General features: G+C 69.8%; 13 protein-coding genes. 6 read left to right on the forward strand and 7 right to left on the reverse strand.

From position 1 onward, the window contains the following. Positions 1-15: 15 nt before the first annotated feature. Positions 16-570: a DUF488 domain-containing protein gene (locus IGS68_RS11065; RefSeq protein WP_201079889.1), complete on the reverse strand. Its 555-nt coding sequence runs from the start codon at positions 568-570 to the stop codon at positions 16-18. Positions 571-652: 82 nt separating this feature from the next. Between IGS68_RS11065 and IGS68_RS11070 the strand changes: the two genes are divergently transcribed. Then, the gene (locus tag IGS68_RS11070; protein ID WP_201079891.1) at positions 653-1522 is read left to right on the forward strand and encodes a pirin family protein; all 870 of its coding nucleotides are present in this window, start codon (positions 653-655) and stop codon (positions 1520-1522) included. Here IGS68_RS11070 and IGS68_RS11075 read toward each other — a convergent pair. Continuing rightward, positions 1500-2153, reverse strand: a complete 654-nt coding sequence (locus IGS68_RS11075) for a terminase small subunit (RefSeq protein WP_201079893.1) — start codon at positions 2151-2153, stop codon at positions 1500-1502. The genes IGS68_RS11070 and IGS68_RS11075 overlap by 23 nt on opposite strands. A 379-nt stretch (positions 2154-2532) precedes the next feature. Here IGS68_RS11075 and IGS68_RS11080 point away from each other — a divergent pair, with 379 nt between their 5' ends. Next, positions 2533-2820, forward strand: a complete 288-nt coding sequence (locus IGS68_RS11080; protein WP_201079895.1) for a hypothetical protein — start codon at positions 2533-2535, stop codon at positions 2818-2820. A 106-nt stretch (positions 2821-2926) separates the two neighbouring features. Here the strand turns inward: IGS68_RS11080 and IGS68_RS35510 are convergent, their stop codons facing one another. Next, positions 2927-3754: a flagellin gene (locus IGS68_RS35510; RefSeq protein WP_201079897.1), complete on the reverse strand. Its 828-nt coding sequence runs from the start codon at positions 3752-3754 to the stop codon at positions 2927-2929. 70 nt (positions 3755-3824) lie between these two features. Here IGS68_RS35510 and IGS68_RS11090 point away from each other — a divergent pair, with 70 nt between their 5' ends. From IGS68_RS11090 to IGS68_RS11105, 4 genes are all read left to right on the forward strand, one after another. After that, complete coding sequence (locus tag IGS68_RS11090) at positions 3825-5660, forward strand: ABC transporter ATP-binding protein (protein WP_201079899.1); 1836 nt, start codon at positions 3825-3827, stop codon at positions 5658-5660. A gap of 123 nt (positions 5661-5783) precedes the next feature. Beyond that, positions 5784-6746 carry an ABC transporter substrate-binding protein gene (locus IGS68_RS11095; protein WP_201079901.1) on the forward strand — a complete coding sequence of 321 codons (963 nt, stop codon included), beginning with the start codon at positions 5784-5786 and terminating at the stop codon, positions 6744-6746. Further along, entirely contained in the window at positions 6746-8257 is a 1512-nt protein-coding gene (locus tag IGS68_RS11100; protein WP_201079903.1) for a sugar ABC transporter ATP-binding protein, read from the forward strand. The genes IGS68_RS11095 and IGS68_RS11100 overlap by 1 nt, the downstream gene beginning before the upstream one ends. Positions 8258-8331: 74 nt before the next feature. After that, complete coding sequence (locus IGS68_RS11105) at positions 8332-9303, forward strand: ABC transporter permease (protein ID WP_201079905.1); 972 nt, start codon at positions 8332-8334, stop codon at positions 9301-9303. A 58-nt stretch (positions 9304-9361) separates the two neighbouring features. Here IGS68_RS11105 and mgrA read toward each other — a convergent pair whose 3' ends face one another. The 4 genes from mgrA to alr form a co-directional block, all read right to left on the reverse strand. After that, positions 9362-10387: an L-glyceraldehyde 3-phosphate reductase gene (gene mgrA / locus IGS68_RS11110; protein ID WP_201079907.1), complete on the reverse strand. Its 1026-nt coding sequence runs from the start codon at positions 10385-10387 to the stop codon at positions 9362-9364. A 78-nt stretch (positions 10388-10465) separates the two neighbouring features. Then, positions 10466-11221 (reverse strand): class I SAM-dependent methyltransferase, encoded by a 756-nt coding sequence (locus IGS68_RS11115; RefSeq protein WP_201079909.1) that lies wholly within the window; start codon positions 11219-11221, stop codon positions 10466-10468. 24 nt (positions 11222-11245) lie between these two features. Then, a complete protein-coding gene (locus IGS68_RS11120; protein ID WP_201079911.1) occupies positions 11246-12544 on the reverse strand; it encodes a D-amino acid dehydrogenase in 1299 nt (432 codons plus the stop codon). A 35-nt stretch (positions 12545-12579) separates the two neighbouring features. Further along, positions 12580-13689: an alanine racemase gene (gene alr, locus IGS68_RS11125; RefSeq protein WP_201079913.1), complete on the reverse strand. Its 1110-nt coding sequence runs from the start codon at positions 13687-13689 to the stop codon at positions 12580-12582. Positions 13690-13817: the final 128 nt, after the last annotated feature.

The raw sequence follows: 13817 nt of genomic DNA on the forward strand, positions 1-13817 counted from the left end.
AAGATGATGCCGCCTTCAAGGCCCGCCCGCCGCGTCCTCCGAAGGTGACGGCGCCGTCCCGGCAGGCGGGTCGGGGTCCGGGCGGGCCTGGGCCGGATTGAGATGGGCCGGGTTGAGATGGGCCGGGTGGATGTGCTCGATCCGGAAGCCGAAGCGGGCGGCCAGGGCGTCGGCGACGCGCTGGCGGTGGCAGACGGCCGGGTCGGCCTCGAAGCAGAGCAGGGCGCTGGGACGCGCCCGGGCGACGTCGGCGGCGCGCAGCAGGTCGAACTCGGCCTCGGGAGTCGCCATGCGCTCGTCCACGATCCGCCAGAACAGGTCATGGTCGCCGCGCCGGGCGGCAAGCCTGCCCTCCTTCGGCGTGCCCAGCCCCTTGAGGTGAAGATACTCGATCCCGGCCGCTTCGAGCGAGGCGCGCAGCGTGCTCTTGGAGAATCCGGCGCGCCGCGACAGGGGCAGGTCGCGCACGTCGATCAGCACCTTGACGCCGGCCTGCCCCAAGGCCGCCAGCAGGGCGTCCGACGAGGCCCGTTCGTAGCCGACCGTCCAGATGGTTGGCGCTGGGGCCATGGGTTTCCTCCCGTTCGACTTTGCGGTGATCCCGTCCCGGCCGATCCTGTACAGTCGGGAAAGGCTGGGCAAGGAGGTTACGATGGATCTTCTGGAAACACTCGTCGTCGCGCGCACCGGGGACATCGGCGGCTTCGCGGTCCGCCGGGCGCTGCCGTCGGTCAAGCGGCGCATGGTCGGCCCGTTCGTCTTCCTCGACCAGATGGGGCCGGCGGAGTTCATCATCGGCCACGGCCTGGACGTCAGGCCGCATCCGCATATCGGGCTGGCGACCGTCACCTACCTGTTCGAGGGCGAGATCCTGCATCGCGACAGCCTGGGCACGGTCCAGCCGATCCAGCCCGGCGCGGTGAACTGGATGACGGCGGGCAGGGGCATCTCCCATTCCGAGCGCACGGCGCCGGAGCTGCGGGCGCGGGGCTTCAACCTGTTCGGCATCCAGTCCTGGGTCGCCCTTCCCGCCCATGCGGAGGAGGCCGATCCCGCCTTCGTCCACCATCCCGTGGACGACCTGCCGGTGATCGAGGGCGAGGGCAAGCGCGTGCGGGTGATCGCCGGGGCGATGTACGGCGCCGCCTCGCCGGTCGCGACGCTGACCGAGACCTTCTACGCCGACGCGGCGCTGGATGCCGGGGCGAGCATCCCGCTGCCGGCCGATCAGGAGGAACGGGCCGTCTATGTGGTCCAGGGACGCATCGACATCGCGGGAGACCGGTTCGAGCCCGGTCAGCTCCTGGTCTTCCGCCCCGGCGACGCGATCACCGTCACCGCATTGGAACCGGCGCGGCTGATGCTGCTGGGCGGGGCGGCCATGGACGGGCCGCGTCATATCTGGTGGAACTTCGTCTCCAGCTCCAAGGACCGCATCGAGCAGGCCAAGGCCGACTGGAAGGCCGGCCGCTTCGGCGCGGTGCCGGACGACGCCGAGTTCATTCCGCTGCCGGAGCGGTGACCCGCGCGCCGGCGGCCGCGATCCGGGAGGGCGCCTTCCGGAAGGGCGGCACCGGGGCTGACAGGGAGGTGGAGCCGAACAGGGCGGCCGTCTTGGGGGAGGTCACTATCGGGAGGGCCGAAAGGTCACTATTCCGCGTCGGGGCGGGCCGGGTCGCGGGCTTGGCCGGGGCGGCCTGGGCAGGTTCGTCGTCCGGGTCGCAGTCCAGGCTCTCCAGATCTGCGTCGGGGTGCGGCCGGTCGCCGAGGAAGTGGTGCGGGATGCGCTTGTCCTGGACCACGCCGCGCAGCTTCAGCCACAGCTCGACCGCGCGCAGGCTCAGCCCGAGGCTCTTGCGCTCCAGGGCCTCCTCCATGATCGTCCGGACCAGGGTTGCCGCCTCCTCCAGGTCGGCCTGATGGCCGGCGGTGCGGTCGGCGCGGAGCTGGGCCACGCGGACCCGGATCTCCGGCTGGCCCATCAGGACGGCGCCGCGCTGCTTGGCGCCCTTGGGCGAGTAGCCCGCCCGGCGCGCCGCCTCCGCCGCGCCGACGTTGCAGGCCATGGCCTGGCAGAAGGCTTCCTGGCGGGGCGTCAGCACGATCACGGGCGGGGCGGAGGCGGCTTGTGTCGGGGGCTGATGGTCGAGCATGGCTGGGGCGCCTTGGCCGGATGGGAACAATTCATGAACATTAGTGCGAATTCGCGTTAGATGCAAGATGTGGAGGGTGCGCGTCCCGCGCACCGCGGGCGGCGGGACGCCGCCCCTCCGGAAAGGGCGGACGCCATTCGGCTCGTCGGCGCAGGGCAAGCCGGAGCTGAACGCGGCGATGTGCCGCGTCCGCCCGCAGGTCGTGGCACCCCTGTCGGGTGGATGACTTCGCCGATGTCATCAAGAATGCGCGCCAGCACGTCGGTGGCCGAAATCCGCAACGGCCGCCTTGCCTGTCGTGGGCCTTCTCATGTTTCGGCACCCAAGCCGCTTGCTCTCGCCGCTCCGCTCCGCGTCCGGACGCATCCGGGTCGTCGGAATGACCCTCTGCCTGATCGAGCCCGCGCTGCTGTCGGCCTGCAAGACCAGCGAACCGGCCTATACCTCCGGGCAGGTCGGAACGGTCGATTGCAAGGATTTCAGGATACAGAGCCTTCGGCCGGAGTTCCAGACGGCGGCCGAGGCCAAATGCGTGATCGCGCGTACGGAGTACGCGGAAGTGAACGGAACGGCTTTCCTCAGGGAGTTCAAGGCTCCACTGTGTTGCGCCACGGGCGCAACCTACGGCTCGATGCAGGGTGGAGGTGATGCAGGCCGACGGTCGTAGGTTGCGCCTATGGCGCAACGCATCGGATCAGCTGTCTCGGACGAATCGACCTGATCGGGTACAGCTCTAACACGGCGCTGGCCATGCCCCCGCCGCGGGGGCCGGATTACCGGAACAGGCCGAGCAGGGCCTGGGGGGCCTGGTTGGCGATCGACAGGGACTGCCCGGAAAGCTGCTGCTTGGCCTGGGCGGCCGACAGGGAGGCGGCCTCCTTCGCGAGGTCGGCGTCCACGATCTCGCCCAAGCCGGTGTTGGTGGCGTCGATGATCGAGTTGTTGGACTTGATGGAGTTGTTGACGCTCTTGGCGTCGGCCGACAGGGTGTTGAGGGCGGAGCCGAGGGTATCTTCCGCCTGGGCGAACTGGCCGCCGGGCTGGAGCAGGGAGGCGGCGGCGCCGGCGGTGGAGACGTCGGCGTTGGACAGCACGTCCACCAGGGAGGTCTGGAGGTCCTGCGCCCGGACCGAGACGGAGCCTCCGCTTCCGTTGGAGACGATGTTCCGGTTCTGCGCGCCCTGTTCGAGCAGGTTGACGCCGTTGTACTTGGCGTCCTTGACGAAGGCGCCGATGTCGCCGACCTGGTTCTTGAACTGGGCCTGATAGTTCGCGCGGTCGTCCGCGCTGAGGGACGGGTCGGACAGCTTGATCAGCGTGGCCCTGGCATCCTGGAGGGACGAGGAGATGAACTGCCCCGCCTTGACCGCGACGTCGATCATGCCCTTGCCCACGGCGAGCCGCTCGTTCGCGGCACCCAGCGCCGCCGTGTCGCCGCGCAGCCCTTCCGCCACGCTGAAGGCGGCGCCGTTGTCGTAGGCGTCGGCCACCCGGAGCCCGGACGCGATGCGCTTCTGCGACGCCTGGGCCGCGCTTTCCGCCGCGCCGAAACTGCGGATCGAAGAGTATGAAGCGGTGTTGGTGTTGAGTGAACTGATCATGGCGTCACCTCATGCCGCAAAGATACCTCTTTATTGCGGACAACTCAACCGGCTTTCGACCTGGACACCCATGCACGCCTATTTCGAAAAGCTGCTCGACGCCCTGGCGCCGGCCGACATCGTCCAGCCGCCGCAGCGTCCCGGCGCCTTCATCAGCTACTTCCTGAAGCCGATCCGCGGCCTGCTGGCCGTCACGCTGGCGGTGGCCGGTCTCGCGTCCTTCGCGGAACTGGCGCTCTACGCCTTCCTGGGCTGGCTGGTGGACTGGATGGCGACGACCCCGCGGGAGGAGTTCCTGCAGGTCCATGGCTGGTCGCTGGCCGGGATGGCGCTGATCGCCATCGTGATCCGCCCGGCGCTGGTGCTGGCCTCGCGCGGGTTGATCAACCTGACGCTGATCCCGGCGCTGACCAGCCGGGTCCGGTGGCGGAACTATCGCTGGGTGCTGCGGCAGAGCCTGACCTTCTTCCAGAACGATTTCGCCGGGCGGGTCGCGCAGAAGGTGATGCAGACCGGGCCGGCGCTGCGCGAGGCGGTCGTCAACGTGATCGACGGCGTCTGGCTCCTGGTCACGTTCCTGATCGGCGCCATAGCCCTGTTCGCCGCCCTGGACTGGCGGCTGCTGATCCCGGTGCTGGCCTGGATGGCCGGCTATTCCGCCGTCATCCGGTACATGGTGCCGCCGGTCCGCCGCAAGTCGGAAACCCTGTCGGAGGCGACGTCGGCGCTGTCCGGCCGGGTGGTGGACAGCTACACCAACATCCTGTCGGTCAAGCTGTTCGCCCACGCCGAGCGGGAGGACGACTTCGTCCGGAGCGGGCTGGTGCGTCAGCTCTCGGCCTACCGCGCGGTGATGCGCGCGATCTTCGACATGACGGTGGCCCTGACGGTGCTGAACAGCCTGCTGCTGCTCGCCATGACGGCGCTGGCGATCCATCTGTGGCTGGCGGGGTCCATCTCCGCCGGGGCGATCGCGGTGGCGACCGGGCTGATCATCCGCCTGACCCAGATGTCGGGCTGGATCCTGCGGACGGTCACGACCCTGTTCGAGAATATCGGCACCATCGAGAACGGCATCGAGACCATCTCCAGGCCCCACGGGGTGACCGACCGGCCGCGGGCGCCGGACCTCGCGGTGACGCGCGGGGCGATCCGGTTCGAGCAGGTGCGCTTCCATTACGGCAAGGAGGGCGGCGTGATCGAGAACCTGTCGCTCGACATCCGGCCGGGCGAGAAGGTCGGGCTGGTCGGACGGTCCGGCGCCGGGAAATCCACGCTGGTGAACCTGCTGCTGCGGTTCTACGACCTGGAGGGCGGCCGCATCCTGATCGACGGCACGGACATCTCGACGGTGACCCAGTCCAGCCTGCGGGCCCATGTCGGCGTGGTGAGCCAGGACACGGGGCTGCTGCACCGCTCGATCGCCGACAATATCCGCTACGGCAGGCCGGACGCCACGCGGGAGGACATGGTGCGGGCGGCGCGGCTTGCGGCGGCGGACGGGTTCATCGACGGGCTGAGCGACCAGCGCGGCCGCGGGGGCTACGACGTGCTGGTCGGCGAGCGCGGCGTCAAGCTGTCGGGCGGGCAGCGCCAGCGGATCGCCATCGCCCGCGTGATCCTGAAGGACGCGCCGATCCTGGTGCTGGACGAGGCGACCTCCGCCCTGGACTCGGAGGTCGAGGCCGTCATCCAGGAGCAGCTCAAGACGCTGATGGAAGGCAAGACCGTGATCGCCATCGCGCACCGCCTGTCCACGATCGCCGCGCTGGACCGGCTGGTGGTGATGGATGGCGGGCGGATCGTGGAAGAGGGAAGCCACCGCGAGCTGGTCCGGCGCGGCGGACTCTATGCCCGCCTGTGGGAGCGCCAGTCCGGCGGCTTCCTGGGGCTGCCGGCAGAGTGAATGGGTGTCTTGACGGGGCGGCGCGAGCGGTGGTTTGATTGGTTGTCTAACAAAATACAACGGTCCGCACGAACGGCATCCGAAAAGGCCCACCAAGGGCCGGCATCCATTGGGAGGAAGCACATGAGGAAGTTCCTGGCCGCCACCGGCCTCGCGCTGGCGCTCGCCTTCTCGCACACCCCGGCGCAGGCCCAGAAGCCGACGATCCCGATCATCGTCAAGGACACCACCTCCTTCTACTGGCAGATCGTCCTGGCCGGCGCCCGGCAGGCCGGCATGGACCTGAACGTCAATGTCCAGGAACTGGGAGCCCAGTCGGAAGCCGACATCAACGGCCAGATCGGCATCCTGGAGAACGCCGTGTCGAGCAACCCGGCGGCGGTCGTGATCTCCCCGACCCAGTTCGCGGCCCTGGGTCCGGCGATCACCGAGGCGGCGCAGCGGGTCAAGGTGATCGGCATCGACAGCGCGGCGGACAGCAAGGCCTTCACGTCGTTCCTGACCACCGACAACGTCCAGGGCGGGCGCGCGGCGGCCGACGCGCTGGCGGCGGCGATCACCGAGCAGTACGGCGCCGCCGAGGGCGAGGTGGCGCTGATCACGTCGCTGCCGGGCGTCGGCTCGCTCGACCAGCGGGCCAAGGGCTTCAAGGAGCAGCTGGCCGCCAAGTATCCCAAGCTGAAGCTGACCGCCGACCGGGTCGCCGACGGGCAGCCGACCACCGGCCTCAACATCATGACCGACCTGATCACCGCCAACCCGAACCTGCGGGGCGTCTTCGCCAGCAACCTGATCATGGCGCAGGGCGCGGGCCAAGCCATCGCGGAGAACAACCTGGGCGAAAAGATCAAGCTGATCGGCTTCGACAACGACGAGCGGCTGGTCAGCTTCCTGAAGGAGGGCGTGATCGCGGCCCTGGTGGTCCAGGACCCTTACCGCATGGGCTATGATGGGGTGAAGACCGCCCTGGCGGCGTCGAAGGGCGAGGCGGTGCCGGCCGAGGTGGACACCGGCGTCAACGTGATCACCAAGGCCAACATGGACGACCCCCGGTCGCAGGAGCTTTTGAACCCGAAGGTCAAGTGATGACGGCGGCGCCGGCCGCCGCGTCCGCGGCGGCCGTCCCGACGCTGGAGCTCCGCAGGCTCGACAAGCGCTTCGCCGGGACGCACGCGCTGAAGGCGGTCAGCCTGGGATTCCTTCCCGGCGAGGTCCACGCGATCGTCGGCGAGAACGGGGCCGGGAAATCGACGCTGATCAAGCTGCTGACGGGGGTCCATCCCAAGACCTCCGGCAGCATCCTGTGGCAAGGGCGGGAGGTCGAGTTCGCCGGCCCGCAGGACGCGCTGGCGCTCGGCATCAACGCGGTCCACCAGGAGGTGGTGCTGTGCCCGCACCTGACGGTCGCGGCCAACATCTTCCTGGGCGACGAGACCACCCGGTTCGGGCTGCTGCGCAAGCGGGAGATGAACCGCCGCGCGCAGGAGATCCTGGACGGGCTGGGCTTCCACCTGCCGGCCGACGCCATGCTGAGCGACCTGACCATCGGGCAGCAGCAGCTTGTCGCGACCGCGCGGGCGGCCAGCCGGGGCACCCGCTTCCTGGTGTTCGACGAGCCGACCGGCTACCTGACCCGGGCGGAGACCGACCAGCTCTTCGCGCTGATCCGGCGGCTGCACGCGGAAGGCGTCACGATCATCTATATCAGCCATCGCATGGAGGAGATCTTCCAGATCGCCGACCGCGTCTCGGTGCTGCGCGACGGGCAGCTGATCGCGACCCACGTGGTGGCCGAGACCAACGAGCGCGACCTGATCCGGGAGATGGTGAACCGGCCGCTGGACGAGGTCCACCACAAGGAGGAGATTCCCCTGGGCGAGACCCTGCTGGAGGTCCGCGGCCTGAGCGGGCCGGGCTTCCGGGACGTCTCCCTGACGGTCCGGCGCGGCGAGATCGTCGGGCTGTACGGCCTGATCGGCGCGGGGCGGAGCGAGTTCGTGCAGTGCCTGTTCGGCCGGACGCACAAGACGGCGGGCGAGGTGCTGCTGAGGGGGAAGGCGGTCGATTTCCGGCGGGAGTCGGACGCGATCGGCAACGGCATCGTCCTGCTGCCGGAAAGCCGCCGCGACCAGGGGCTGTGCCTGAACCTGCCCGTGGGTTTCAACCTGAACCTGCCGGTGTTCCACAGGATCAGCGTCGCGGGCTTCATCCAGCCGGGCGAGGAACGCGCTCGGGCGGAGAAGCAGATGCGGGACCTGCGGATCGTCGCGGCGTCGCGCAGCGTCGATGCCCTGACCCTGTCGGGCGGCAACCAGCAGAAGATCGTGATCGGCAAGTGGCTGAACCACGGGGCCGACCTCTTCATCTTCGACGAGCCGACCGTCGGCGTCGATGTCGGCACCAAGGCGGAGATCTACAAGCTGATGGCGGCGCTGCTGAGGAACGGCGCCGGGATCATCCTGATCTCCTCCTACCTGCCGGAGGTCCACGACCTGGCCGACACCCTGCACGTCTTCCGCAAGGGGCGGCTGGCGGCCAGCTTCGGCCATCGCGGCACCGACCATGAATCCATCCTCGCCGAGGCCATAGGGACCTGAGGGCGGGACCTGAGGCCGGGACCTGAAGCGGAACGAGAAACCATCGGGGGAACCGCCTGAAATGGCTGACGACCATGGCTGATATGGCAATCGCGACCAAGCCCCGGCGGGGGCTCCGGTTCGGCTTCCTGCTGAACCTCACGCTGCTGGGCCTGCTGCTGCTGATGTGGCTGGTGCTGAGCGTCACGACCGACGCCTTCATGACCACCAACAACATCGTCAACCTGCTGCGTCAGGCGTCGCTGTGGGCGATCATCGCGATCGGGCAGACCTTCGTGATCATCACCGGCGGCATCGACCTGTCGGTCGGCGCGGTGGTCGGGCTGTCGAGCACGGTGGTGGCGCTGCTGCTGAAGGCGGAGGTGCCGATCTGGCTGGCGGTGACGCTGACGCTGCTGCTGGGGCCGGTGATCGGCTGCTTCCACGCCTTCGGCATCCTGAAGCTGGGGCTGCCCCCCTTCATCATGACCCTGGCGACGCTGACCGCGTTCCGCGGCATCGGGCTGCTGCTGACCAACGGCGCCACCATCAGCGGCTTCCCGCCGGAATTCACCGGCTTCTCCCGGCTGGAGCTGCTGGGCATCCCGTCGCTGTTCTGGGTCGTGATCCTGATCGCGATACCCAGCTACATTTTGCTGCACCACAGCCGCTGGGGCCGGTACATCTACGCGGTCGGGAGCAACGCGGAGGCCGCCCGGCTGAGCGGCGTCCACATCGCCCGGACGATCTACCTGGCCTACATCCTGTCGGCCACGCTGGCCTGCCTGGCCGGGGTGCTGACCGCCAGCCGGATCGCGATCGGCGTGGCGACCACCGGCGAGGGCTGGGAGCTCCAGTCGATCGCGTCGTCGGTGATCGGCGGGACCAGCCTGTTCGGCGCGGTCGGCAGCATCACCGGGCCGCTGCTCGGCTCGATGCTGCTGACAACCATCAACAACGGCGCCAACCTGCTGAACGTGAACCCATTCTGGCAGCGGATCATCACCGGCTTCCTGATCATCGCGATCGTGTTCTTCGACCAGCTGCGCCGGCGCAAGAAGCGGTGAGCGGGGAGGGGCGGCGTCCCGCCGCCCGCGGTGCGCGGGACGCGCACCCTCCCGAGCATCAGCGCGACGAGGAGGCGCGCCAGAGGTCGATGCCGCCGTCCGTGGCGTACCGGTCGATCTCGGCCAGCTCCTCGGGCGTCAGGGGCGAGCCGTTCAGGGCGTCCAGGCTGTCGTCGAGCTGCTCGACCGTGCGGGCGCCGATCAGGGCCGAGGTGACGCGGGGATCGCGCAGCACCCAGAGCAGGGACATCTGGGCCAGCGACTGGCCGCGCCGCCGGGCGATCTCGTTCAGCTGGCGGATGCGCCTGATATTCTCCTCCGACAGGAAGCCCTCCTTGAGGGAGCCGCCGCGGGTGGCGCGCGATCCTTCCGGGATGCCGTCCAGGTACTTGGAGGTCAGCATGCCCTGGGCCAGCGCAGAGAAGGCGATGCAGCCGATGCCCAGCTCCTCCAGCGTGCCGAGCAACCCGTCCTCGATCCAGCGGTTCAGCATGGAGTAGGAGGGCTGGTGGATCAGGCAGGGGGTTCCCATGGACTTCAGGAGGTCGGCCGCCTTGCGGGTCATCTCCGGCGAGTAGGAGGAGACGCCGACATAGAGCGCCTTGCCCTGGCGAACCGCCTGGGCGAGCGCGCCCATGGTCTCCTCCAGCGGGGTGTTCGGGTCGACCCGGTGCGAGTAGAAAATGTCCACGTAGTCCAGGCCCATGCGCTTCAGGCTCTGGTCCAGGCTGGCGGTCAGGTACTTGCGCGAGCCGAAATTGCCGTAGGGGCCGGGCCACATCTCGTAGCCGGCCTTGGTCGAGATCACCAGCTCGTCGCGGTAGGGGCGGAAGTCGGACGTCATCCAGCGGCCGAAATTCTCCTCCGCTGAACCGGGCGGCGGGCCGTAGTTGTTGGCCAGGTCGAAATGGGTGACGCCCCGGTCGAAGGCCCGGCGCAGCACGGCGCGGCCGGTCTCGAACACGTCCTTGCCCCCGAAATTCTGCCACAGGCCGAGCGAGATCGCCGGCAGGTCGAGCCCGCTGCGGCCACACCGGCGGTAGGAGAGCCGTTCGTAACGGTCGGCGGCGGCATCATAAGGCATGAAAAGCTCTCTTCCTGTCGAAACACTGTCGGGAAAGAGGCTTAACGCGGCGCACCGCCCGCCGGTTGCCGCCCATGCTCAGGCGGAATAGCCGATGCGCAGCAGCAGCGGCCAACGGACCTGCCGGATCTCGCCGGCGTCGGGCCACAGCCGGGCGACCGCCTCGGCGAAGCCGGGCAGGGGGTCGAGGCCCTGCTTCTCCGCCGCCTTGAGGGCCGACCAGGTGCCGATGTAACCGATGAACTTCGGCCGGTCCCAGTGCGCGGTCATGTCGATCCGGGGCGGCGGCGCCTCGCGGAAGGGGAAGTCGAGGTCGCGGTAGCCGGTGTCCACCAGCTTCCGCTCGGGCGGCCAGAAGCGGCCGATGCCCCCGGGACCGTCGCCGTAGAACCCGTCCACCACGGCGTCCAGGGCGGGATCGATCCGCAGAAGCCCGTAGCCGACCAATGCTGCGAGCCCGCCGGGCCGGAGCACCCGGCGCACCTCCGCCCAGTAGGCGGGCAGGTCGAACCAGTGGGCGGCCTGGGCCGCCACGGCGAGGTCGCAGCTGCCGTCGGGCAGGCCGCTCGCCTCCGCCCTGGCCACCCTGTAGGCGACGCGGGGATGGGGCGTGGCCTGGGCGATCTGCTCCGCGCTGGCGTCGGTCGCCTCGACCCGGTCGAACTCGGCGCCGAGCAGGACCGAGAGCTGCCCGGAGCCGCAGCCGCTGTCGAGGGCCAGCCGCCGGGCCGGGGCGGCGGAGGCCAGCGCCTGGGCCAGCGCCGGCGGGTAGGTGGGGCGGCAGTCCGCGTAGAGGGCGGCATGGCCGGAGAAGTGATCCTTGAAGCCGCCCATGTGTCCTCTCCCCTCAAGGTCGTGTCAGGCGTGCGCCCCCTTGGCCTGGGCGAGGGTACCGCCGGTCGCGACACCGTAGCGCCCGATCGTCATGCCTTCCAGGTCGATGTCGGCGGTGCGTCCCGAGACCATGTCGGCCAGCACGCGGCCGGAGCCGGCCGCCATGGTCCAGCCCAGGGTGCCGTGGCCGGTGTTGAGGTACAGGTTGGCAAGCGGCGTGGGGCCGATGATCGGCGGGCCGTCCGGGGTCATGGGGCGGAGGCCGGTCCAGTACTCGGCCCGCGACACGTCGCCGCCGCGGGGGAACAGGTCGGTCACCACATGGTCCAGCGGCCCCCGGCGCGACGGGCGGAGGGTGAGGTCGTAGCCGGCCAGCTCGGCCGTGCCGCCGACTCGGATGCGGTCGCCGAGGCGGGTGACGGCGACCTTGTAGGTCTCGTCCATCACCGTCGATTCCGGCGCGCCGGCCGGGTCGGTGATCGGCACGGTGAGCGAGTAGCCCTTGACTGGGTAGACCGGGATGCGGATGCCGAGCGGCTTCAGCAGCAGCGGCGAATAGCTGCCCAGCGCCACCACGTAGCGGTCGGCCGTCAGCTCGCCCTGGTCGGTGACCACGCCGGTGATCCGGCGGCCGTCGCCGGCCAGGCGCCGGATGCCGACGCCGTACTTGAAGGTTACGCCCAGGTCCCGGGCGCGCTCGGCCAGCGCCTGGGTGAACTTGAAGCAGTCGCCGGTCTCGTCCCCGGTCAGGCGCAGGCCGCCGGCGAACTTGTCGCGCACCCGGGCCAGCGCCGGCTCCGCCGCGATGCAGCCGTCGCGGTCGAGCAGCTCGAACGGCACGCCGAAGCGCTTCAGGATCGCGATGTCGGCGCCGGTGGCGTCGAGCTGCTCCTGCTTGCGGAAGAGCTGGAGGGTGCCCTTGGTCCGCTCGTCATAGCGGATGCCGGCCTCGGCGCGGAGGTCGCGGAGCGTGTCGCGGCTGTACTCGGCGATGCGGACCATCCGGGCCTTGTTGATCTCGTACCGCTCCGCCGTGCAGTTGCGCAGCAGCGACAGGCCCCACATCCACTGGGCCGGGTCCATCTTCGGCCAGATCACCAGCGGCCTGTTCTTCATGAACAGCCACTTGACCGCCTTGAACGGCAGGCCCGGCGCCGCCCAGGGGGAGGAATAGCCGGGGGAGACCTCGCCCGCGTTGCCGTAGCTGGTCTCCAGCCCCGCCGCGGGCTGGCGGTCCACCACGGTGACCTCGTGGCCGGCCTTGGCGAGGAAATAGGCCGAGGTGACGCCGATGACGCCGCTGCCGAGAACCAGTACCTTCACGAGACGGTCTCCTTGGATGAAAGGAAGGGGCGGGCTCAGCCGCCGAGATAGTGGCGGAAATACCGGCCGCCGAGGCTGGTCAGGATCTCGTAGCCGATGGTGCCGGCGGCCTCGGCCACGGCGTCCACCGGATTGTGCTCGCCGATCAGGTCGACCATGCTGCCGGGGGCGGGGGGATGGTCGCCGAGGGCGGAGACGTCGAGCGTGACGGTATCCATGGAGACGACGCCGACGACCGGCAGGCGGGCGCCGCCGCGCCACGCCGCACCCCGGTTGCCCAGGCTGCGCAGGTAGCCGTCGGCATAGCCGACGGAGACGGTGGCGATGCGGGCGGGCGCCGGCGCGGTCCAGGTGCCGCCGTAGCCGACGCGGGCGCCGGCCTCGACGTCGCGCACCTGGATCACCCGTCCCTGGAGGCGGACCACCCCGCGCATCGGGTTGGGCGCCCCGGCGACCGGGGCGACGCCGTAGAGCGCGGCACCCGGCCGGGCCAGGTCGAAATGGTAGTCCGGGCCGAGGAAGATGCCGGAGGAATTGGCGAAGCAGCCCGGCGCCGCGGGCAGCCGCGCCCGCGCCTCGCGGAAGCGGGCGAGCTGTCCGGCGTTCATCCCGTGGCCCTGCTGTTCGGCGCAGGCGAGATGGCTCATCACGAAGCGCAGGTCGATGCCGTCGAGCCGGGCCGGGTCGGCGGCCAGAATCTCCATTTCCCGTGCCGACAGGCCCAGGCGCGACATGCCGGTATCGACCTGGAGGATCGCCGGCAGCCGGCGGCCCAGGGAACGGGACAGGCCGGTCCAGGCGTCGATCTGGGGCAGGCTGTTGAGCACGGGGATGATGCGGTGGGCGACGCAGTCCGCCTCCACCCCCGGCATCACGCCGTGCAGGACGAACAGGTCGGCATCGTCGGAAAGATGGGGCCGAAGCGCTATCGCCTCGTCGAGGTGCGCGACGAAGAAGTGCCGGCACCCCTCGGCCGCCAGGGCAGGCGCCACCCGGGAGGCTCCCAGCCCGTAGGCGTCGGCCTTGACGACGCCCGCGCAGGCGGTGCCGCCCAGCCGGTCGCGGAGCAGACGGTAGTTCGCGCGGATCGCGTCGAGATCGACGGTCAGCACGGCGCCTGCGCTTGCTTCACGGGTGTCCAGCATGGGGTGCTTTCTCCGGTTTCGGTAGAGATGTATTCAGCAATCGCCGTGCCAAGCGGGAAAACGCCGCTGGCCGGCGGGGCGGGCGGTTCCGGCGGGTGCCGGGCTGTACGCGAATGTTTACGGCGGGC

It is taken from the genome of Skermanella sp. TT6 (assembly GCF_016653635.2).
GTDB lineage: Bacteria > Pseudomonadota > Alphaproteobacteria > Azospirillales > Azospirillaceae > Skermanella > Skermanella cutis.